The sequence below is a fragment of the Streptomyces boninensis genome, from assembly GCF_048572725.1.
In the GTDB taxonomy this organism is placed as follows: Bacteria; Actinomycetota; Actinomycetes; order Streptomycetales; family Streptomycetaceae; genus Streptomyces; species Streptomyces boninensis.
The window spans coordinates 861,262-882,190 of record NZ_CP183837.1; the positions used below are offsets into that span (position 1 = coordinate 861,262).

Genomic DNA, 20,929 nt, shown 5'->3' on the forward strand with positions numbered 1-20,929 from the left:
GTGAGCGGCCGCACATTCATTCGGAGGGGAACCGGGGGAAGATGAGCACGCCGCCGCAGGGTCCGTACGGACAGCAGCCGCCACAGGGTTACGGCCAGCAGGGATACGGCCCGCAGGGATACGGCCAGCCCGGCCCGTATGGCGCGCCTCAGCAGCCCGGCCCGTACGGCGCTCCCCAGCAGCCCGGCCCGTACAACGCCCAGCCCCAGCCCGGCTTCTACCCGCCCCCGCCGCCCCCGAAGTCGAATACGGGCAAGGTGCTCGCCATCGTCGGCGGCGTCGTCGCCGTGCTGGCCTTCAGCGCCTGGGGCGGCCTCCAGGTGATCAGGGACGGCGGCTCCGCCACCCCCGACTACGAGGTCACGCTCCCCAAGTCCCTCGAAGGCGGCAAGCTGAAGCTCAAGCAGGACCTCACCGAGCAGATGCGGTCGGGCCTGAAAGCCCAGGGCGACTCGCAGCCCGACGAGCTGCGTTCCGGCCTCTACACCGGCGGCTCCGGGGATCAGCTCGTCTATCAGGGCGGCGTCGACTCGCGCAGCGGCAGCCAGTCGGCGAACGAGTATCTCGACGGCGCCGAGGATGCGGAGGGCACCTCGGCGGGCACGCCGCACAAGGAGGTCAAGCCGGCCGGTTCCGACGAGACCTGGCACTGCGCGGTCATGGTCAAGGAGCAGTACGGGCAGAAGATGTCGATGCCGACCTGCGCCTGGAGCGAGGACGGCGTCCTGGTCGCCATTGTCGACGGCAGCCCCGCCACCATGACCAAGTCCCCTGCGGATATCGACCTGGAGGCGCTCGCGAAGCGGGCGGCCGGCGTCAAGGACGAGGTTCTGGTCCCGGCCGAATAGCCGCCGCACAGCCGAGTGCCCTGCGGCGCCGCCCGCCGCAGGGCACTCTCGGCGACCGGGCGCCGTCACGCGCGGCCGCACATCTTTGAGTATGAGCGCCTGGACGGGCACGCGTACGGTCATTGCCTCGAATAGGGGCTTCCGGATTTACGCACAGGCATGCCCGGGGCATGGCGCCAAAGCCTCTTGACCGAGTCACGACATGCGAGTAGGTCTAGACCTAAGGCCAACTAGGTCTAGACCTACGGCGATCTGGCGTCATTCCTCCCCGAAGGAGACGGCATGCATCCGAAACGAAGACTCGCGGCGTTACTCGGCGCGGCGCTCGCCCCCGCCCTCGCGGTCACCCTGCCGACCGGCTCGGCGAGCGCGCACGGCTGGGTGACCTCGCCGCCCAGCCGGCAGGCGCAGTGCGCGGCCGGCACGGTCCCCTGCGGGGACATCAAGTACGAGCCGCAGAGCGTCGAAGGCCCGAAGGGCCTGACCAGTTGCAGCGGCGGCAACGCGAAGTTCGCGGAGCTCGACGACGACAGCAAGGGCTGGCGCGTCACCGGCGTCAACCGCGTCACCACCTTCTCCTGGCGCTTCACGGCGCGGCACTCGACCGCCAGCTGGCAGTACTTCGCGGGCGGCCGGAAGCTTGCCGAGATCAGCGGCGGCGGCGCCCAGCCGCCCGAGACGGTCAGCCACCAGGTGGACTTCGGCAGCCTCACCGGCCGCCAGAAGGTCCTGGCCGTCTGGAACGTCGCCGACACCGGCAACGCCTTCTACGCCTGCATCGACGTGAACGTCGGCGGCGGCACCGATCCCGACCCGCCCACCTCCTGCGCCGCGGCCTGGAATTCGGCGAGCGTGTACACCGGCGGCACCAACGTCACCTGGAAGGGCCGCATCTGGCAGGCCAAGTGGTGGACGCAGGGCGAGGAGCCCGGCACCACCGGGGAATGGGGCGTCTGGAAGGACCTCGGCGCGTGCACCACATGATCGGCCGCATCCTGCGCACCCTGGGCGCGGGCCTCGCCCTGGCCCTCGTCGCGCAGCTCCCCGCCGCCGCCGCGGGCCCGGAGGCCCGGGAACCCACCCAGGCGGCCACCTGCCCGACCAAGCCGAAGCCCGCGGGCAAGGTGCTCCAGGGCTACTGGGAGAACTGGGACGGCGCCGCCAACGGCGTCCACCCGCCCTTCGGCTGGACCCCGATCACCGACCCCCGCGTCCGCGACCACGGCTACAACGTCATCAACGCCGCCTTCCCCGTGATCCTCTCCGACGGCACGGTGAAGTGGGAGGACGGCATGGACGCCACCGTCAAGGTGGCCACCCCCGAGGAGATGTGCCAGGCCAAGAGCGCCGGCGCCACCATCCTCATGTCCCTCGGCGGCGCCACCGCCGGCATCGATCTGAGCTCCACCGCCGTCGCCGACCGCGTCATCGCCACCCTCGTGCCGATCCTCAAGAAGTACAACTTCGACGGGATCGACATCGACATCGAGACCGGCCTGGTCGGCAGCGGCAACATCAAGACGCTCTCCACCTCGCAGGCGAACCTCATCCGCATCATCGACGGCGTGCTCGCGCAGATGCCCGCCGGCTTCGGCCTGACGATGGCGCCCGAGACCGCCTATGTCACCGGCGGCAGCGTCGTCTACGGCTCGATCTGGGGCGCGTACCTGCCCATCATCAAGAAGTACGCGGACAACGGCCGCCTGTGGTGGCTCAACATGCAGTACTACAACGGCAGCATGTACGGCTGCGCGGGCGACTCCTACGCGGCCGGCACGGTCGCGGGCTTCATCGCCCAGACCGACTGCCTCGACCGGGGCCTGGTCATCCAGGGCACCACGATCCGGGTGCCGTACGACAAGCAGGCCCCCGGCCTCCCGGCACAGCCGGGGGCCGGCGGCGGCCACATGTCGACCGGCCTGGTCAGCCAGGCCTGGCGGCATTACGGCGGCGCGCTGAAGGGCCTGATGACCTGGTCCATCAACTGGGACGGGTCGAAGAGCTGGACCTTCGGCAACAACGTCAAGTCCCTGCAGGGCCGCTGACCGGAGCGGCGGTCGCGGTCCGGTCAGTGACCGGTCAGCGACCGCCGCGCCACCGGGAAGTCGAAGTAGGTGTCCGGGAAGGTCTCCGGCTTGAACGTGTAGTGCCACCACTCCTCGGCGAGGTTGGTGAAGCCCTGGGCCTCCAGGGCGTCCTTCAGCAGCAGCCGGTTCGCCTTCTGCTTGCCCTTGATGCGGGGGTCGAGGGTGTGCGAGAGGGTGTCGAAGCAGTCGAAGCCCGTCCCCATGTCGACGGAGTTGTCGGGGAAGCGCTCGTCCTTAGGGGCCGCGCAGTCCACGAGCTTCTCCCCCGGGACGTACGGGCGGGTGGGCTTCGCCGGGAGCTTCACCACGGTGAGGTCCATGGTCGAGCCGCGGCTGTGCCCGGACTTCTCGGCGATGTAGCCGTCCTCGAAGAGACGGTTCTTCTCCACCCGCGGGTAGAACTCGGCCTTCATCCGCTCGTCCTGGAGGTCCTTGGCCCACTCGACGAAGTGGTTCACGGCCCGCTGCGGGCGGTAGCAGTCGTAGACCTTGAGGCTGTAGCCCTTCTTCAGCAGCTGCCGCTGGGCGCGGTGCAGGCCCTTCGCGGCGTCCTCGGTGAGGATGCACAGCGGCTTCTTGTAGCCGTCGATGCGCTCGCCGACGAAGTTGTGCGGCGTCGTGTAGCGCATCTCCTGGATGATCGTCGGGTCCACGTCGCCCAGGGCGACGAACTCCTTCGGCGCCTTCGGTTCCGGCTTGGCCTGCGCCACGGCCGGGGCGGTGGCCGCGGCGAGCAGGGCGGCGGAGGTGACGGCGAGGGCGCGGAGCGCGGTGGCAGATCTCGTCATGGCCCCTTCCTTTATCACTCGCGCGGCGGTATCCGTAAGGCAGCAGACTTTCTGACGTGTCGTCAGATGACCTTTGGAGGGGAAGCCCATGGCGCCCACCCGCACGCCCGCCGTCGCCGGCCTGTTCACCGAGGACGGCGATCCGCGCGGCTTCCGGCTGCTCGGCACGCGGTGCGCCGCCTGCGGGGCGCTGTTCTTCCCGCGGGAGGACGTCTTCTGCCGTGACCCGTCCTGTACGAGCACGGAGTTCATCGAGGTCGCCCTGTCGCCGCGGGGCCGCATCTGGTCGTACACCGACTGCCGCTACCCGCCGCCGCCCCCGTACCCACGCGATCCGGACCGGGAGTGGGAGCCGTACGCGCTGCTCGCGGTGGAGCTGAAGGACGAGCGGATCGTGGTCATGGGGCAGGCCGTGCCCGGGGTGCGCACCGATGACCTTGAGGTGGGCATGCCCGTGGAGGTGGTGCCCGGAGTGCTGCACGAGGACGCCGAGCAAACCTGGACCACCTGGCACTTCAGGCCCGCGGACGAGACGGAGGAGACCCGATGACCGGCGAGGTCGCGGTGCTCGGCGCCGCCATGCACCCCTGGGGCAAGTGGGGACAGAGCTTCGTCCGCTACGGCATCACGGCCGCCCGCGCCGCGCTGGCCGACGCCGGGCTCGCCTGGGACACCGTCCAGTCGGTCGTCGGCGCCGGCTCCGTACGCTGCGGCTATCCCGGCTATGTCGCGGGCGCCACCTTCGCCCGCGCCCTTGGCCTGCAGGGCAGCCGCGTCACCACCGTATACGCCGCCTGCGCCTCCGGCTCCCAGGCCATCGCCGCCGCCCGCGACCAGATTCTGGCGGGTGACTGCGAGGTGGCCCTCGTCATCGGCGCGGAGGCGGCCCCCAAGGGCTTCTTCGCCCCCAACGCGGGCGAGCGCCCCGACGACCCGGACTGGGTCCGCTTCCGCCTCCTGGGCGCCACCAACCCCGCCTACTTCGGCCTCTACGCCCGCCGCCGGATGGCGCTGTACGGCGATACCACAGACGACTTCGCGCAAGTCAAGGTGAAGAACTCGGCCGCCGGCGCGCACAACCCCAACGCTCGCTACCCCAAGCCGGTCGACGCCACCGAGGTCGCCGCCTCCGCCGTCGTCGCCGACCCGCTGCGGCTGCTGGACATCTGCGCCACCTCGGACGGCGCCGCCGCCCTGGTCCTGACCAGCCTCGACTTCGCCCGCCGGCACGGCGCCGAGCAGCCCGTACGGATCCGCGCCGTCTCCACCCGCACCCCCGCCTACCCGCGCTCCGACCTGGACTTCCCCGATATCGCCACCGACGCGGACGGCGCCGGCTCCGCCGCCTTCCGCGCGCAGCTGGCGCAGGCCGCGTACGAGGAGGCCGGGCTCGGCCCCGAAGACGTCGACACGGCCGAGGTGTACGACCTGTCCACCGCCCTGGAGCTCGACTGGTACGAGGCGCTCGGCCTCGCCGCCGAAGGCGAGGGGGCGCGGCTGCTGCGGTCCGGCGACACCGCGCTCGGCGGGCGCGTTCCGGTCAATCCGAGCGGCGGCCTGGCCTCGTTCGGCGAGGCGGTGCCGGCCCAGGCCATCGCCCAGGTCTGCGAGCTGACCTGGCAGCTGCGAGGGCAGGCAAACGGCCGCCAGGTGCCGGGGGCCCGTACCGGCATCACCGCCAACCAGGGGCTTTTCGGCCATGGCTCGTCGGTGATCGCCGTCCGCTGAGACATACACAACAACCCTTTGTGTCCACCGTCTTGACGACCCAACACCCCCGGTGAAAACTGCGCGATGTCAGCTGGCAGCGCCGCCAGACGGCCCCCGCACGCCGGAGCCGTCGGTTCCCCTCCGGTGATCTGCCGCCACTGGCGACGGCCCGGTCCGCACGTCGTCGAACGTCGCCGCGCATCCAGACACCTGGGGGCAAGCATGAACGACAAGTACGTAGCCGCAATCGACCAGGGAACCACTTCGAGCCGCTGCATCATCTTCAACGAGGCCGGCGGCATCGTCGCCGTCGACCAGCGCGAACACCGCCAGATCTTCCCCAAGCCCGGCTGGGTGGAGCACGACGCGACCGAGATCTGGTCCAAGACCCAGGCCGTGGTGGCCGGGGCGCTCGCCAAGGCGGGCCTGCGCGCCGACGAGCTCAGCGCCGTCGGCATCACCAACCAGCGCGAGACCACGGTCCTGTGGGACAAAGCCACCGGCAAGCCGGTGCACAACGCCATCGTCTGGCAGGACACCCGCACCGCCCAGCTGTGCAACGAGCTCGGCGCCGAGCACGGCCAGGACCGCTTCCGCGACAAGACGGGCCTGCCGCTGGCCACGTACTTCTCCGGACCCAAGGCCGCCTGGCTGCTGGAGAACGTGCCGGGCCTGCGCCAGCGCGCGCAGAACGGCGAGATCGCCTTCGGCACCATCGACTCCTGGCTGATCTGGAACCTCACCGGCGGCGTCGACGGCGGCCGGCACGTCACCGACATCACCAACGCCTCCCGCACGCTGCTCATGAACATCGAGTCGCACCAGTGGGACCCGGAGATCCTGGGCGTGCTCGGCATCCCAGAGGCGATGCTCCCGGAGATCCGCCCCTCGGCGGAGGCGTACGGCACCTGCACCGGGCAGCTCGCCGGCGTGCCGGTGGCGTCCGCGCTCGGCGACCAGCAGGCGGCGATCTTCGGGCAGACGTGTTACGAGCCCGGCGAGGCGAAGAACACGTACGGCACCGGCAGCTTCCTGCTGCTGAACACCGGCACCCGGCCCGTACCTTCGAAGTCCGGGCTGATCACCACCGTCGGCTATCAGATCGGCAGCGAGGCGCCCGTCTACTGCCTCGAGGGCTCGATCGCGATCACCGGCGCGCTGGTGCAGTGGTTCCGCGACCAGCTGGGGATCATCCAGAACGCCGAGGACATCGAGCCCCTCGCGGCCAGCGTGGACGACAACGGCGGCGCGTACATCGTCCCGGCGTTCTCAGGCCTGTTCGCCCCGTACTGGCGCTCGGACGCCCGCGGCGTCATCGCGGGCCTGACCAGGTACGTCACCAAGGCGCACCTCGCGCGCGCCGTGCTGGAGTCGACGAGCTGGCAGACCCGCGAGGTCGTCGACGCCATGTATCAGGACTCCGGGGTGCAGATCACCGACCTGAAGGTCGACGGCGGCATGACGGCCAACAACCTGCTGATGCAGCACCAGGCCGACGTCCTCGGCGTCCCCGTGATCCGCCCGGTGGTGGCCGAGACCACCTGCCTCGGCGCCGCCTACGCGGCGGGCCTGGCCACCGGCGTGTGGCAGAGCCTGGACGAGCTCAAGGCGCACTGGAAGAAGGACGCGGAGTGGGCGCCGCGGATGGAGGCGGCGGCCGTGGACCGCGAGTACGCCAACTGGAAGAAGGCGGTGGAGCGCACCTTCGCGTGGGCGGAGGACTAGGCCGCCGCGGCTAAAGGGCCTTGAGACCGTCCAGCACCTGACGAAGCAGCGCTTCGTCCACCTCGGCCGCCCCCATGGCGACGGCCGCCGCCTCCTCGGAGGCGGCGGCCTCGGCCTCGGCGGCTTCGGTGGTACGCAGCACGCCCGCCGTCAGCAGGTCGGTGACGAGCACTCTCACCACCACCGCGGGCAGGTCGAGTGCCGCCGCCATGCCGCGCGCGGAGCGCGGCCCGGCGGCGCACAGCTCGCGTATCCGGTGGTGTTCCGGAGCGAGCCCTTCCGGTGGAATGGCGTCCGGCATCGTCTCCACGCGCTCGTCGAGTGACGGGTCGGGAGCGCTGCTGAAGCGGCCCCTGGTCATCGCATACGGGCGGACGACCGGGCCTGCCTCGTCGTCGTACCAGCTGTCGGCGTGGGGCATGCACTACCCCCCGGCGGCCTGCGTCCCGCCGTCCCGTGGCGCCGCGGCGAGATGGTCGCCGACGCGCTTGACCAGGAGGGTCATCTCGTACGCGATCTGGCCGATGTCGGCGTCCGCCTCGGCGAGGACCGCGAGGCAGCTGCCGTCACCTGCCGTGGTCACGAAGAAGAAGAGCTCGTCCAGCTCCACCACGGTCTGCCGGACGGCACCCGCGTCGAAGCGGGCGCCGACGCCCTTCGCCAGGCCGTGGAAGCCGGAGGCCAGGGCCGCGAGGTGCTCGCCGTCCTCTCTCTCCACGCCCTGCGAGACGCCCATGGCGAGCCCGTCGCCGGACACCACCAGGGCCATCCGGACGCTCGCGACCCGCTCGACGAGATCGTCGAGCAGCCAGTTGAGCCGCTCCGACCCCGGCTGGTGCTGGCTGCGTGCCAGGGATTCGTACGCGTTCACCGGCCCTCTCCCTCCTGTGAATTTTCCGCATCAGTGTGGTCTGTGCGCGCCCTGTTCCAACCACGCTGGAGGGCGGCCATCCGGTTCCGCACTTCGTCGGCGTCGCGCTCCTTGTTTTCGCCGGTGGGCACCTGCGCGGCCTTCACCCGGTCGGTGCCGCGCCGCGGCTCCCGACGGGGCAGCGGGGCGCGGCCCGGGACCGCCGGGCTCGCCGGCGCCGCCGGGTCGGTGGCGGGTGCCACGTCGCGGGTGCGCTGGTGCTGCTCGTAGACCCGTACCGGAGCCGCCGCGGGGGACAGATCCGGGCGCCGCGGGATGCCCGGGGCGCTGCCGGAGCCGCGGACCGGAAGCTCGCCCGCGGTGCGCTGGGCGGGCATCCGGACCGGCAGGCCGGCGGCGGACGGCGGGGCGGGGGCCGGAGCGGGCGGCGGCGGGGCCGGCCGGCGGGGCATGCCGCCGGGAGTGGACGCCGCGGGGAGCCGCTCGGAGTGGTCGAGCAGCGCGGGCTGCATCTCGACCTCGGCGGTGACGCCGCCGAGGTCCGCGCGCCGCAGCCACACCCGCAGGCCGAGCCGGCTGGCGAGCCTGCTCACCACGAACAGGCCCAGGCGGTCGGTGTCGGCGAGCGCGAACTCCGGGGTCTCCGCCAGCCGCAGGTTCGCGTCCAGCAGCGCCTCCTCGGACATGCCGAGGCCCTGGTCGGTGATCCTCAGCGTGACGCCGTCGCCGTGCATCCCGCCGGTCGAGGTCTCGCCGGTCACCTCGACCGGGGCCATGGGCGGCGAGAAGACGGTGGCGTTCTCGATCAGCTCCGCGAGGAGGTGGATCAGTCCGGCCACCGCGGGGCCCTGGACGGCCGCCTCCGGCAGCGCGCCGACCTCGACCCGCTCGTAGTCCTCGACCTCGGCCACGGCGCCGCGCACCACGTCGAGGAGCGGCACCGGGCGGCGCCACTGCCGGGAGGGGGCGGCGCCGGAGAGGATGACGAGGCCTTCGGCGTGCCGGCGCATGCGGGTGGTGAGGTGGTCGAGCTTGAACAGGTCGGCGAGTTCGGCGTTGTCGGCCGTGCGCCGCTCCATGGTGTCGAGGAGCTTGAGCTGGCGGTGCAGCAGCGCCTGGCTGCGGCGGGCGATGTTGACGAACACGTCGGAGACGTCGCGGCGCATGCCCGCCTGCTTGACCGCGGATGTCACCGCGGCCCGCTGCAAGGTGCCCACGGCCTGCCCGACGGCGCCGATCTCGCCCTCTTGGTACGGCCGCCGCGGCGTCTCCGCCTCGGCGTCCACCTGCTCGCCCGCGGCCAGCCGCCGCAGCAGGCTGGGCAGCTGCACATCGGCGGCCTCCTGGGCGTCCTTGCGCAGCGCGGTGAGGTCGCGGACCAGGCGGCGGCCGATGCGCATCGGCACGATCACCGAGACGGCGAGCGCCAGCAGGCCCAGGACGCCGGTGACGGCGGCCTCGGTGACGGCACGGCCGGAGAGGGTGTCGACGCGCTCCTGGTAGGAGCGGAAGGCGGCGACGGTGAGCTTGTCGGTGCCGTTCGCGACCGCCTCCGTCGCGGTCGCCCACTTCTCGGGGGTGGCGGAGCGGGGCGCCCGCTCGGTGCCTGCCTCGATGGCGGCGCTCTCGAAGACGATGAGGTTCTTGGCGGCGGCGCCCTTCCAGTAGGCCTGGAGGGCGCTGCGGTCGGCGTCCGGGAGCTCCGGGAGGTTGGCCTCGTAGAGGGTGCGGCGCTCGGCGACCAGCTCGGTGAAGGTGCGCATGTCGCGCTGCGTCATGCTGCCGGCGGTCAGCGCGCCGGCGAGGAGGGCGTCCTCGCGGGATATGGACTCGTGCGCGCGGACTATCTGGGTGATCGCGCGGCCGCGGCGGTCGAGATCGACGTTGCCCACGTCGTGCACGGACGACAGGAAGGTGAAGCCGGGCTCGACCACGCGTATGTACTCCCGCAGCGCCGCGCTGCGGGTGAGCGCCTGAGTTTCGACGTCCCGGCGGACGGAGGAGAGCCGGTCGAGCGCCGCAATGCCCTCATCGAGGCGCTTTACGGACTTGTCGCCGAGGTCGTCCCGCAGCCCCTGCCCCGCGGCGTTGGTACGGAACACCTTCACGGCGGCGGTGGATCTGCGCTCGGCGGCTCGCAGCCGGCCCTCGGCCCCGGGCGCCCGTGGGTCGGCGAGGTAGACGACGGCCGCGCGGCGCTCGTCCTGCACCGCCCACAGCGCCTCCTGCGCGGGTCCCGACAGGTCCTCGACCACCGGGTTGAGCGAGGAGAGTCTGGCGGCGTCCCGCGCCGAGAGCACGGTGGTGAGCAGCCAGATACACGACAGCGCCGCGAACGGCACTATCAACAGCGCCACCATGGTCCGCCGAATGGACTTCCCGCGAAAACGCATGGACTCCCCAGGTCACCGATTGCACACGGGCATTGCTGCCTCCCCCCGTAAACGGCGAGAGCCTACTACTTGGCACCATGCAACTCGTAGCCCCGTCCGGACGTTGGAACGTTTGAACGCTGCGAGCTGGTGCTTTTGTCCCGGCCTGATGGGGGAAGAGGAGTGAGTATGTCCGGTGACGAGATGGCGGGGGCAATACCGTACGACGTCCAGGAGCCGCTGTGGGTGGAGGAACCGGTGGGCACGCCGCGGCTGCCCGACCCGGTCCGCAATGCCGCGGTTCGTGCCGTGATCATAGTGTCGCTGACCATGGTGCTCGGCATGGTCGCCATCCTGTGCACGCTCGCCGGATCGTGGTTCGCCTTCCCTGCGCTGCTGTCCACGGTCGTGAGCACCGTGGCCGCCACGTGGGGGGTGCTTGACGTGTGGGTGACCCGGCAGGTCTGGAACCAGCGGAACGGGGTGGTCTCCACCCCGAGCAGCGCCGCGAGACGCCTGCGCCGTGAGCGGCGCAGACAGCGGCGGGCGCAGCGGGCCCAGGACCGCGGCCGGCCTGCGCGGGCGGCGATGTCCGAGGCATGATCCGATATTGGCCCGACGCCTGATCCGAGGCATGATCCGTCTTGTTCCGACCCCCCGTCAGGTGTGACGATGTAGCGTCGGTTCAACTACCAAGCGGGGGCGCCTACATGACCACGGGCAGCAGTGCGATCCAGGGGCTGGCGGGGGCGCTGACCCAGCCGGGGACCAAGTGGTCGCTGTGTCTGGTCGGCGAGGATCAGTCGCAGAAGTTCTCGCAGCTGTCCGGCGAACTGCACGCGCCCTTCTCCGACTGCGGCGACGGCAAGCGTATTTCCTCCGGCTTCTCCTACTGGGGCGTGGAATCGACGGTCGCCTGGGTGCATGCCTGCTCGGACCTGTTCTATCCGGTCATGCGCGAAAGCATCGAGAACTTCCACGGCCGCTGGTCGCGCATCGAACTCGGCCAGAACGGGGAGCGCTTTCACTATGTGAGCCTGGGGACGGGAACCGGCCAAAAAGACCGGACCATTCTGGACCGGCTGCTCCCGCACAACCCGGACTTGCGCTTTCTTCCGGTGGACATCAGCCCGGAGATGCTGCGTCTCGGCCAACGCGAGTCCCTGCGCGGCACCGGCATCCCGCTGGATCAGGTCGTCCCGGTGCAGCTGGACTTCTCCACCGCTCGAAATGCGATCGAACTACGCCGTCTGGTGGAGCACCTGGTCGGCGATGAGCCGGTGCTGTATTCACTGCTGGGCAATACCCTCGCCAACTTCGAGGACGATACGGGCCTGCTGGAGCTACTGCTGAAGGAGCTGGTGCGCCCGCAGGACCGCTTCCTGCTGGAGGTGGCGAGCACCGGCGGCCTCGACGAGGAGAGCGCGCAGGCGGCGGCGCAGGAGTATCAGGCCAGCCCGCGCTTCGGCGAGTTCGTGACCAGCGCGGTCATGCACTTCACCGATCTGCACATCAATATGGATCATGTCTCCTTCACGCCCTCCGTAGAGGACGACAGGTCCGTGCTGGTGAAGGTGACGTACCAGAACCGGACCGGCGAGCAGCTGCGGCTGACGCTGCCGGACCGCAGCAGCGTGGAATTCCCCGACCAGGACACGATCCGCTTGCTGATCACCCGGAAGTACGCGCGCGGCGGGCTCGCCAAGATGGTCGCCGACGCGGGGGCCGAGGAGGTCCACAGCGATCAGCCGCGGATTCCGGTGGCATTCGGCCGGCCCAGTTTCGGGATGGACCTGATGCTGCTGCGGCCCGGCGGCGGCCGCCCGCAGCCGCCGCCCGAGGCGCCCACGCCCAATCCGTTCGCCCCCTGATCCGGATGGCGATCGGCAGGTCGAGCGGGCGGCGCTCGGCGGCGTACTCCGTGCTGACCTTCACCGCGCTGGCCGTGGCGCTGGGGGTGTGCATCAGCTGGATGGTGGCGGCGACGCCCAAGTGGGAGCCGGTGATCCAGACCCTGGCGCTGGTGGCGGCGATCAGTGGGGTGTTCGCCGAGCGGCGGGCGGCGGCGCATGAGCGGGAGGGACAGGCGCTGCATGCGCTGGCCGACGAGCTGCTGAAGAACACGGCCATCCTCACCGACGAGCGCTTCGAGCCACTGGACCCCAACCGGCCCGTGCACCGCGTCTTCCCGCGCCCCGTGCTGTCCGCAACGGACACTGCGCTGGTGTCGGGGGTCTTCGCGCACCGCAGCCATGCGGACCTCGTGACGCTGCTGCACGAGTGGCGGGACGCGGTCCATGAGCTGAACCGGCGGCTCGACCTGGCGGAGCTGCGCAGCTTCGTGGTCGAGACGCAGTCGGCGGAGCTGCTGCGGGTGGATGCCGACCTGCGGCGCGAGGACGGGCATCTGGCGCGGGCGCGTACGGTCCGCGATCGCATGGAGGAGCTGCTGCGCGGCCGGTACGGGTATGACGAGGGCGTGGTGGAGCGGCTGCGGAGGCTGCCTGCTTAGGTCGTGGCGGTCTTACGGAAGATCCGCGTCGCGGTGACCTCGCCGTGCACCGTCTCGCCGCCGGTCTGCTGCTCGGGCAGGCCGGGGCGGAGGTGCTCCTCGACGCTGATGTATTTCAGCCCTGCCCGTAGGTCCGCGTCATTGCGGAGGCGGATGACCAGCGGGAACTCCGCCAGGGCGGTCGTGTCGAACAGGCCCGTCGTGTAGAGCAGCTGGACGCCGAGGGCGTCGGCGACCGCCCGCTGCAGCTCCAGCAGATACGTGGCGTTGGCCCGGCCGATGGGGTTGTCGAGGAACAGCGTGCCCGCGTGCCGGTGCTCCGCGTCCGTGGTGCGGCCGCGGTCGTTGCTGCGCAGCGCCGCCATCGTGCAGTAGAGGGCGATGGCGGCCGTGAGGAGCTGGCCGCCGGAGAAGACGTCGCCCATCTGCCCGACCGGGACCCGCTCGGCGCGCAGCACCGCGTCCGGCTTCAGGATCTCGACGGAGACGCCGCGCGGCTTCAGCGCCGCGGAGACGCCGCGCAGGAGCAGCGACATCCCGTCGCGGCGCATGTCGCCGCCCTTGCGGACGGCGGCGCGGGTGGCCTCGTCGATGACCTCGCCGAGCCGCTCGGTGAGTTCGGCCTGGTCCGGGTCGTCGAAGCGGATGCGCAGGAACTCCTGCCCCGACCACTCCCCCAGGCCCTCCGGCAGCCTCGAAAGCCGCTGCGCGGAGCGGAGGGTGGCGAGGGAGGACTCGACCAGGCCGCGGAGGCGGTCGACGATGCTGTCGCGGTTGCGCTCCAGCTGGTCGAGCTCGTCGGTGAGGACGCGCAGCCGGGGCGCGAAGGCCGCGAGCCACTTCTCGGCGTGCTCGGGCAGCACGGCGGCCGGGAGCTCGCGGATCTGCTGCCTGGCGGGGGTGCGGACGGCCTCGTAGCGGGTGGAGTTGGCGTGCCGTACGAGGATGTCCGAGGTGTCGCGGAGCGCGGACTCGGCGGTCTGCAGGTCGGCGGCGCAGCCGCGCAGCGAGCGGCGGGCCTCGGCGGCGGCCTGGCGGGCCTGGTCGAGCCCGGCGGCGTACGGCTCCGGGGCCTCCGCCTCGGCGTCGTCCTCGGCCTGGCCGCGCAGCAGGTCGCGGAGCTGGGCGGCGGTCTCGTCGAAGCCGCGGGCGGCGTCCTCCGCGGCGCGGTGGGTGTGCAGCAGCTCCTCGTGCGCGGCGCGGGCCTCCTCCAGGGCGGCCTGGTCGGCGGCGAGTTCGGCCGATGCCGTACGCAAGCGGGCCTTGGCCGCGTCCGCGTCGGCGGGGACGAGTTCGTCCGGCAGCTCGGCGTGCGCCTCCCCGTCGGCGGGGGCGAGGCGCTCGGCCTCGCCGCGGAGGCGGCCGAGCTGCTCGCTGGCGGTGGAGGCGCGGGACTCCAGGGTCTGTACGAGCTGTTCGGCGCGGGCGGCGGCGGCCTGGCGGGAGGGGGCGTCGGCGCCTTCGGTGCCCTCCAGGAGCTGTTCGGCGCGGGTGCGGACCTTGTTGGTGAGACGGCCGAGTTCGGTGAGGGCGGCGGAGGCGTCGCCTTCGGCGCGGGCCTGTTCGGCGCGGAGGTCGGTGCCTACGCCGACCTTCTCGTACACCTGGGAGGCGGTCCGGTATGCCTCGCGGAGGGCGGGGAGTGAGGCGGTGGCGGGCTCTTCGGCGTCGATGTCGTCGGGGCTGCCGGCGATTTCGGCGCGTTCGGCGCGCAGGGCGTGGGCGGTGCGGCGGGTGTCGTCGGCGGAGCGCTGGGCGGTGCGGCGCTCTTCGTCGGCGGCGCGGGCGCGGTCGAGGCTGACCGTCGCCTTGGTCTCGCATTCCGCGGCTTCGTCGGTGAGTTCGCGGACCTTGGCCGCCCAAGCGGAACGTTCGCGCAGGCGGTGCGCCAGGCCTGCGAGCGCGTCGGCGGAGCGGCGGGCGCGCTGTGCCGCCTCTTGGCGGTCGTCCCGTACGGATGCGGCCTCGGCGGCTGCCTCTGCTGCCTCGTCGCGGGCGGTGTGGGCTTCCGCGAGTTGCTTGGCGGTGTCGGCGGCGGTGGTACGGGCCGTTTCGGCGGCCTCGGCCAGTTCGGTGAGGCGGCCTGGGGGGCAGCCCGTTCGCCAGGAGGCCAGGCGGGCGGCCAGGGCGCGGTCTTCCGCTACGCGGGCGGCCAGGGCGCGGATGTCTTCGTCTCTGACCATGGCGTCGTCGCGGAGGCGGCGGCGTTCGTCGTCGGCGGCGTGTTCGTCGTGCATGGCGGGGTTGGGCGGGACGAGGAAGACGCCGTCGCGTTCGTCCTTGCCGGTGGGGGCGAGGAGGGCGGCGGCCGTGCCTACGGCTACGGCGGAGCGGGGCAGCAGGGCGGCTTCGTCGAGGATTTCGCGGGCGCGATCGTGGGTGGCGGGGTCGGTGATGACGACGCCGTCGACGAGTTCGGGGCGGGCCGCGAGGACGCGGGCGTGGTCGGTGGGGTCGACGGCCTGGGCGAGGTAGCGCCAGCCGGGAAGGGCTGGGACGCCGTGTTCGCCCAGGAACTCGACTGTGTGGAGGACGTCTTTGCCTGGGGGCAGGAGGCCGCCGTCGCCTAGGGCGCCTAGGATGCGGGCGTCGTCGGCGGCGGCTGTGCGGAGGTCGAAGAGCTGGCGTTCTGCGGTGCCGACTCCGTCGTCGAGGAGCTCGCGGAGGGCTTCGGCGTTTCGGTCGAGCTCCTCGGCGGTGAGGGCCGCGCTCCCGGGGCTCCGCCCCGGACCCCGATCGGCGCTCCGCGCCTCGGCCTCAAGCGCCGGCCGGGCTTGAGTGGCCTCAATCGCCGGCCGGGCTTGATTTTGCGCCGGTCCGGCTTGATGGTGCGTTCCGCCGTTCGCACCAGCACCAGCACCAGCACCAGCACCAGCAGGCAACCCCAGCAGCTCCCCCAGCCGCTCCTCCGCCCCCAGCGCCGTCGCCTCCGCGTGCTCCGCCTCGTACGCGGCCCCCGCCGCCTCCGCGGCATCCGCCGCCCGCGCCGCCGCCAGTTCGGCCCGCGCCAGCTCCGTCGCCGTCTCCTGCGCGCGCTCGCCCGTGCGCGTGGCGATCTCCCTCGCGGCGTCCCACGACGCCACCGCCGTTTTCTCCGCGTCGCTCGCCGCCAGCGCCGCCCTCGCCGGGTCCGCCGCGCCCGTCTCCGGGGCCGTGCCGTCCAGCCAGCCAGCCCGTACGGCCGCCGCCGTCTCTTCCTCCACCTCCGCCAGCCGCTGGCCCAGGTGGTCCGCCTCGCTCCGGGCGCGCTGCGCCGAGGTGGCGGCCTCAGTCGCGGCGCCGTGGGCCGCCTCGCTCTCCTCCTGAAGGGAAACGGCCCGCTCGTCCGCCTCGTTGGCGCGTTGTTCGCCGGCACCTGCCGCCGCGTCCAGGGCGCGGATCAGTGCCGCCGCCGCCTTCGCGCGCGCCGCCAGTGCGGGGGCAGCGTCCCTCTCCGCCTCGTGGATCGCCGCCGAGACGCGGGACGCCCGGTCCGACGCCGTACGGTGCCGGAGCACCGCCTCCGCCGCCTGCCAGGCGGACTGCTGCGTACGGGCGTCGGCCAGCTCGCGCTTCTGGGCCGCGGCTGACTTTTCCGCGGCGGTGAGGGCGAGGGAGGCGTGGCGGTAGGCGAGTTCGGCGGCGATGGATTCGCTGCGGGTGCGGCGGGCGTCGGCCGCGCTGACGGCGGCCGCCGCGTCGGCCAGTTGGGCCGCGACCGCCGCGCCGCGCGAGCTCTCCTCCCCCGCGCGGGCGGCGATCCGCTGGACCAGCGCCCGGGTGCGGCGCTCCGCGCCGCCGTGGATGTCGCGGGCACGGTCGCGGCGTTCGGCGGCTTCGGCGATGGCCTGGAGGAGGTCTACGGAGCCGGCCGTGAAGTCGCGTTCCGCCGTCAGCTCGGCACGGCGGCCGAGCTTGTGGGCGAAGCCGTGTACCAGGTCGGCAAGGCCGTCCGTGTCGCGGGTGTCGGTGACGGCGCGGAGCAGGAGATCCGTGAAGTCGGAGTCGTTCTTGACGGCGAAGAGGCCGGCGGCCTCGCCTTCGTCGGCGTTCATCTCGCGCTGGTAGCGGAAGAGTTCGGGGTCGAGGCCGAGGTCGGTGAGGTGTTCGTTCCAGCGCTCGTGGATGTCCTCCCAGCCGATCTCCAGGTGCGGATACACCTTGCCGGCCTCGGTGAGGGCGTCCCGGAAGCCCTTCATGGTGCGGCGGCGGCCGCGCTCGGCGACCGGCAGCGAGTCGAGGCTGAGGCCGGGGCCCGGGCGGAAGGAATACCAGAACTCGGCGAACTTCCGCGGGTCGCTGGAGACCTGCCGCCCGCGCCACTCGCTCACCTTGCCGACGACCACCGTCTCGCCGGTGAGGGTGTGCTGCCACTCCAGCGCCACATGCCCGCAGTCCTCTGCCAGCAGGAACTTCCGCAGCACGCCCGAGCTCGCCCCGCCGAGCGTGTTGCGGTGGCCCGGCAGCATGACGGAGAAGATCAGCTTGAGCAGTACGGATTTGCCGCCGCCGTTCTCCAGGAAGAGCACGCCCGCGGGGGCCGGCCGGCGCGGCGGGCCGGTCGGCTCGTCCTCGAAGAAGTCCCCCTGGGCGGGCGCCGGGTGCGCCACCGGGTCGCCGACCCCGCGCAGGTCCAGCACGGTGTCCGCATAGCGCGCACCGGCGGGCCCGATGGAGTGGAGGCGGATCCGGGACAGCTCGTACATGGAGTCTCTTCAGGTAGGCGGAGAAAAGGCGGAATGGGCGGTGTCAGGCTTCCGGGTGGCCGGGCTGCTCGGGGAAGAAGGGCAGCCCGGCCCCCGGAACGAGCTCCTCTTCGAGGAGCTCTTCGGCGGGCACCAGGGAGGCGCTGCCGTCCCCCACCGGCACCACGCCGAGTTCGAGCAGCTCGGACATGGCGGCGCTGCCCGCCATGTCGCGGACCTGCAGCTGATAGCGGGCGGTGGTGCGGTACGTGCCGCCGGCGTCGTCCGAGGTGCGCTGGAGGAAGCCGGAGTCGGTGAGGAAGGCGACGGCCTTGCCGATGATGCCGGTGGTGGAGCCGGCCAGCCGGCGGGCGTCCTTGGTGGCGCCGGTGGCGCTGCGCCGCGCGTACACCCGCCAGGCCGCCTCCAGGCCGGGCGCGTCGGAGGCCGGGTCGGTGTTCTCCCCGGCGGCGTCGGCGCGCTCCTCCAGGCGGCGGCAGGCCTGGCGGACGAAGGCGTCCACGCCATTGACGGTGATCCGGCCGATGTAGCCGTCGTCGGAGAGGTCCTCGGGGCGCGGGAACGCCATCGCGGCCACGGCGAGGTGGGCGAGGCCGTGCAGGAAGCGGTCGGAGGCGTCGGTGCTGGCACGGCGGGCGTAGTCGCCCATCCGTACGGCGAAGACGGAGTCCTCGGCGGCGGTGACCGCCATCCCGGCGCGGGTCGACACCTCCAGTACGACCAGGCCGAGGCCGCTGGCCACGGCGTCGGCGAGGCGTGCGAAGGCGGGCTCGTCGCGATAGCGGCGCAGCAGCTCGGCGTACTCCAGGTCGCGGGCCGGGAGCAGCTTCGGCTGCAGGCCGAAGGCGACCAGGCGGGCGGCGTCGGCGGTGTCGGCCGGGGTGATCGGGTGGGTGCCGGAGCCCGGGCCGTCGCCCGCGGTGTGCTGCTCGGTCGCGGTCATCTCGGTCATATCAGCTCGCCTCCGCGCGGTCCGCGGCCATCCCGGCCGCGTCGAGCCTGGCGGTGCCGACGATCAGGTCGGCGCCTCCGAACTCGGGGTCGTCCAGCTCCGTGCCGTCGTCCACGGCGAAGAGCAGCCGCTGCTCGCCCTGCCGGTACGCCGAGCCGACGGGCGGCGAGGCGGCGTGCACGGACAGCAGCGCGATCAGATACGCCAGCGAGGGGTCGCGGCGCCGCGCCTCGGCGAGCAGCCCGGACAGCCGCCGGGGCGCGTCGGCGGGCAGGTCCAGCAGCTCCATGGCGTACGCGAGCTGCTCCTCGCTGAAGCGGCTGTCGTCGGGCGTCTCGACCAGGTCGGGCTCGGGCATCTCCGTGCCCAGGTGGTCGCGCTCCACGGGCGGGGTGAACAGCAGCTCCACCAGGTCGCCCATGCGGGGTGTGTGCGGGGTGCGCAGGCCCGTACCGCGCTTGAACCAGGCGTCGGTGACGCGGGTGGCGTCGCCGACGGGCAGCGGCATGACGGGCGCCAGCAGCTGCCCGTACAGGTCGACGCCGGAGTGCGCCCGGGGCGGCGCGAAGGCCTGCCGGTCCTGCTCGGCGCGGAACAGCGGGCCCGCGTCCAGGAGGCGGGACTGCAGCTGCGTGTGGCGGCGGATGCAGTCCTTGACGATGTCTACGAGCTCGGCGGCGCGGCGCTTGTGCTCGTGGTCCTCGGCCTCGTCGCGGGAGCGGCGGATGTTGGTGAGGATGGCGTTCTCGTGGCGATAGCGGTCGGCGACGTGTTCGAGCGCCTCGTTGATCATGTCGGGGACGGTGCGGAGCCAGTCGACGGCGCGGACGTTACGGCGGGTGGCTTCGAGGGCCTTGCGGAGGGTCTCGGCGTACTGAACCGTGCGATAGCGGGCCTGCTCGGCGGCGAGCTGGGCGTCGGCGAGGCGGCCGCGCTGGATGAGCACCTCGAGCTTGACCTCGGCGGCGATCTGGGCGCTGGTGACGTCGGTGTCGAGCGCGCCGACGAGGACATTGACGGCTTCGTCGGTCGTACGGAGATAGACGGCGCCGCCCGGTCCCGGCACCTCCTCGACGAGCTTGAAGTCGTAATCGCGGCGGACATATTCGCCGTCCGGGCCGAAAGTGCCGTAAACGGCGCGGAAGCCGCGGTCGACGCTGCCGACATTGATCAGGTTGTCCAGCACCCAGCGGGCCACCCGCTCGTGCTGGGCGGCGGGGCGGCTCGGGGCCTGGGCGGCGACGCGCGGGAGCAGCTTGGCGATCACCTGCTCGTGGTCGGCGCCGGTGTCGAAGTCCATCTGGAGAGTGACCAGGTCGATGGCGGAGAGCGCCACCTCGGCCATGGCATAGACGCCGTACTCCCCCGCGAGCATGGCCTTGCGGGTGTCGAGGTCGTGCAGGGGAGCCGTGCAGGCCAGGGCGCGCAGGCGGCGGGCCAGGCCTTCGTCCGCAGCCGGGCCCCTCGCCGGGGAGGGCGGCTGCGGTACGACTTCGCCGATGGTCGGTGGTGCGGTCACGACGGACAGATTAGGCGGTGCCACCGACAACGATCGAAACGGCACGGAACAGACCCGCATCCTGACGGAGTGACCGGCGGCCGCCACCGGCGGATAGTGGGCCGCAGGCGCGCCCGCGGCCGGGCGCGCGACCCGCACCCTCGGCCATGAAGGGGCCCGCAATGCCGGATGCCGAGATGGAGCTGCGGAACCGGAACCGGGCCGTGTGGGCGGCCGGGAACCGGGATGTGTGATGGCGGAGCTGGTCTCCGGGATGGGGCCTGCCCTGCTGGACGTGGTCGGGATCGAGCCGGGCATGGACGTGCTGGACGTGGCCACCGGCAGCGGCGGCAACGTGGCCATCCCGGCGGCCTTGCGGGGAGCGAAGGTCACCGGCTGCGATCTCGTCCCCGAGCACTTCACGCACGCCCGGCGGCGCGCCGCGGAGGCCGGTGTCGAGGTCAAGTGGGTGGAGGCGGATGCCGAGCGGCTGCCCTTCGGTGACGCGGGCTTGGCGGCAGGAAGGAGCCCAGGGTGGTGAAGAAGGAGCCGACAGCTCCGCCGCGCCTCCGCCGCAGGCGGGCAATCCGCTGGGCTGGGGCAGGGAGCAGCGGGTGCGGGAGCTGCTCGAACCACACGGCTGCCGCCTGGAGTTCCGGCGCGGGACGGTGGCCCTGGAGAAGCCGGACACCGAGACGTTCATGGCGTTCTACGAGGAGAACTTCGGCCCTGTCGTGATGGCCAAGGGCGCGCTGGGCGACATCTGGCCGAAGCTGCGGGGCGAGCTGGTCGCGATGCTCGAGCAGTGGAACCGGGCCACCGACGGCAGCCTCCACATCGACGCGGAGTATCTGCTGACGGTGGCCCGACGGGAGGCGTAG

At 72.3% G+C, this 20,929-nt stretch carries 18 protein-coding genes; 11 read left to right on the plus strand and 7 right to left on the minus strand.

Going from position 1 to position 20,929, the window contains the following annotated elements:
• Positions 1-41 precede the first annotated feature (41 nt).
• The 3 genes from ACNNMR_RS03900 to ACNNMR_RS03910 all read left to right on the plus strand — a co-directional run bounded on the left by ACNNMR_RS03900 (position 42) and on the right by ACNNMR_RS03910 (position 2,893).
• On the plus strand, positions 42-848 hold the full coding sequence (locus ACNNMR_RS03900) for a hypothetical protein (RefSeq protein WP_419993080.1): 807 nt from the start codon (positions 42-44) through the stop codon (positions 846-848).
• Between the two features lie 282 nt (positions 849-1,130).
• Complete coding sequence (locus ACNNMR_RS03905; protein WP_419993081.1) at positions 1,131-1,832, plus strand: lytic polysaccharide monooxygenase; 702 nt, start codon at positions 1,131-1,133, stop codon at positions 1,830-1,832.
• A complete protein-coding gene (locus ACNNMR_RS03910; protein WP_420000253.1) occupies positions 1,829-2,893 on the plus strand; it encodes a chitinase in 1,065 nt (354 codons plus the stop codon). Before ACNNMR_RS03905 ends, ACNNMR_RS03910 begins: the two co-directional genes overlap by 4 nt.
• Positions 2,894-2,916: 23 nt before the next feature.
• Here the strand turns inward: ACNNMR_RS03910 and ACNNMR_RS03915 are convergent, their stop codons facing one another.
• Positions 2,917-3,723: a M15 family metallopeptidase gene (locus tag ACNNMR_RS03915; RefSeq protein ID WP_419993082.1), complete on the minus strand. Its 807-nt coding sequence runs from the start codon at positions 3,721-3,723 to the stop codon at positions 2,917-2,919.
• A gap of 88 nt (positions 3,724-3,811) precedes the next feature.
• On the opposite strand from ACNNMR_RS03915, the gene ACNNMR_RS03920 reads away from it, so the two are divergent.
• From ACNNMR_RS03920 to glpK, 3 genes are all read left to right on the plus strand, one after another.
• On the plus strand, positions 3,812-4,273 hold the full coding sequence (locus ACNNMR_RS03920; RefSeq protein ID WP_419993083.1) for a Zn-ribbon domain-containing OB-fold protein: 462 nt from the start codon (positions 3,812-3,814) through the stop codon (positions 4,271-4,273).
• Entirely contained in the window at positions 4,270-5,451 is a 1,182-nt protein-coding gene (locus tag ACNNMR_RS03925) for a lipid-transfer protein (protein WP_419993084.1), read from the plus strand. Before ACNNMR_RS03920 ends, ACNNMR_RS03925 begins: the two co-directional genes overlap by 4 nt.
• A gap of 204 nt (positions 5,452-5,655) precedes the next feature.
• Positions 5,656-7,158, plus strand: coding sequence for a glycerol kinase GlpK (gene glpK / locus ACNNMR_RS03930; protein WP_419993085.1), 1,503 nt, complete (start codon positions 5,656-5,658; stop codon positions 7,156-7,158).
• A gap of 10 nt (positions 7,159-7,168) precedes the next feature.
• Here the strand turns inward: glpK and ACNNMR_RS03935 are convergent, their stop codons facing one another.
• Genes ACNNMR_RS03935 through ACNNMR_RS03945 form a run of 3 tightly spaced genes read right to left on the minus strand, consistent with a single transcriptional unit; the run spans position 7,169 to position 10,389 of the window.
• Entirely contained in the window at positions 7,169-7,579 is a 411-nt protein-coding gene (locus ACNNMR_RS03935) for a DUF742 domain-containing protein (RefSeq protein ID WP_419993086.1), read from the minus strand.
• 3 nt (positions 7,580-7,582) lie between these two features.
• The gene (locus ACNNMR_RS03940) at positions 7,583-8,029 is read right to left on the minus strand and encodes a roadblock/LC7 domain-containing protein (protein ID WP_419993087.1); all 447 of its coding nucleotides are present in this window, start codon (positions 8,027-8,029) and stop codon (positions 7,583-7,585) included.
• Entirely contained in the window at positions 8,026-10,389 is a 2,364-nt protein-coding gene (locus ACNNMR_RS03945; protein WP_419993088.1) for a nitrate- and nitrite sensing domain-containing protein, read from the minus strand. The genes ACNNMR_RS03940 and ACNNMR_RS03945 overlap by 4 nt, the downstream gene beginning before the upstream one ends.
• A 201-nt stretch (positions 10,390-10,590) precedes the next feature.
• On the opposite strand from ACNNMR_RS03945, the gene ACNNMR_RS03950 reads away from it, so the two are divergent.
• From ACNNMR_RS03950 to ACNNMR_RS03960, 3 genes are all read left to right on the plus strand, one after another.
• Positions 10,591-11,004 carry a hypothetical protein gene (locus tag ACNNMR_RS03950; RefSeq protein ID WP_419993089.1) on the plus strand — a complete coding sequence of 138 codons (414 nt, stop codon included), beginning with the start codon at positions 10,591-10,593 and terminating at the stop codon, positions 11,002-11,004.
• 107 nt (positions 11,005-11,111) lie between these two features.
• Positions 11,112-12,272 (plus strand): L-histidine N(alpha)-methyltransferase, encoded by a 1,161-nt coding sequence (locus ACNNMR_RS03955; protein WP_419993090.1) that lies wholly within the window; start codon positions 11,112-11,114, stop codon positions 12,270-12,272.
• Positions 12,273-12,277: 5 nt separating this feature from the next.
• Positions 12,278-12,913: a hypothetical protein gene (locus ACNNMR_RS03960; protein WP_419993091.1), complete on the plus strand. Its 636-nt coding sequence runs from the start codon at positions 12,278-12,280 to the stop codon at positions 12,911-12,913.
• On the opposite strand, the gene ACNNMR_RS03965 is transcribed toward ACNNMR_RS03960, so the two are convergent.
• Genes ACNNMR_RS03965 through ACNNMR_RS03975 form a run of 3 tightly spaced genes read right to left on the minus strand, consistent with a single transcriptional unit; the run spans position 12,910 to position 20,069 of the window.
• The gene (locus ACNNMR_RS03965; protein WP_419993092.1) at positions 12,910-17,598 is read right to left on the minus strand and encodes a hypothetical protein; all 4,689 of its coding nucleotides are present in this window, start codon (positions 17,596-17,598) and stop codon (positions 12,910-12,912) included. The two genes, ACNNMR_RS03960 and ACNNMR_RS03965, sit on opposite strands and share 4 nt — an antisense overlap.
• A gap of 43 nt (positions 17,599-17,641) precedes the next feature.
• Positions 17,642-18,541 (minus strand): hypothetical protein, encoded by a 900-nt coding sequence (locus tag ACNNMR_RS03970; RefSeq protein WP_420000254.1) that lies wholly within the window; start codon positions 18,539-18,541, stop codon positions 17,642-17,644.
• A gap of 10 nt (positions 18,542-18,551) precedes the next feature.
• A complete protein-coding gene (locus ACNNMR_RS03975) occupies positions 18,552-20,069 on the minus strand; it encodes a hypothetical protein (protein ID WP_419993093.1) in 1,518 nt (505 codons plus the stop codon).
• A 232-nt stretch (positions 20,070-20,301) separates the two neighbouring features.
• Here ACNNMR_RS03975 and ACNNMR_RS03980 point away from each other — a divergent pair, with 232 nt between their 5' ends.
• Positions 20,302-20,589, plus strand: coding sequence for a class I SAM-dependent methyltransferase (locus ACNNMR_RS03980; RefSeq protein WP_419993094.1), 288 nt, complete (start codon positions 20,302-20,304; stop codon positions 20,587-20,589).
• 73 nt (positions 20,590-20,662) lie between these two features.
• A complete protein-coding gene (locus ACNNMR_RS03985; RefSeq protein ID WP_419993095.1) occupies positions 20,663-20,929 on the plus strand; it encodes a hypothetical protein in 267 nt (88 codons plus the stop codon).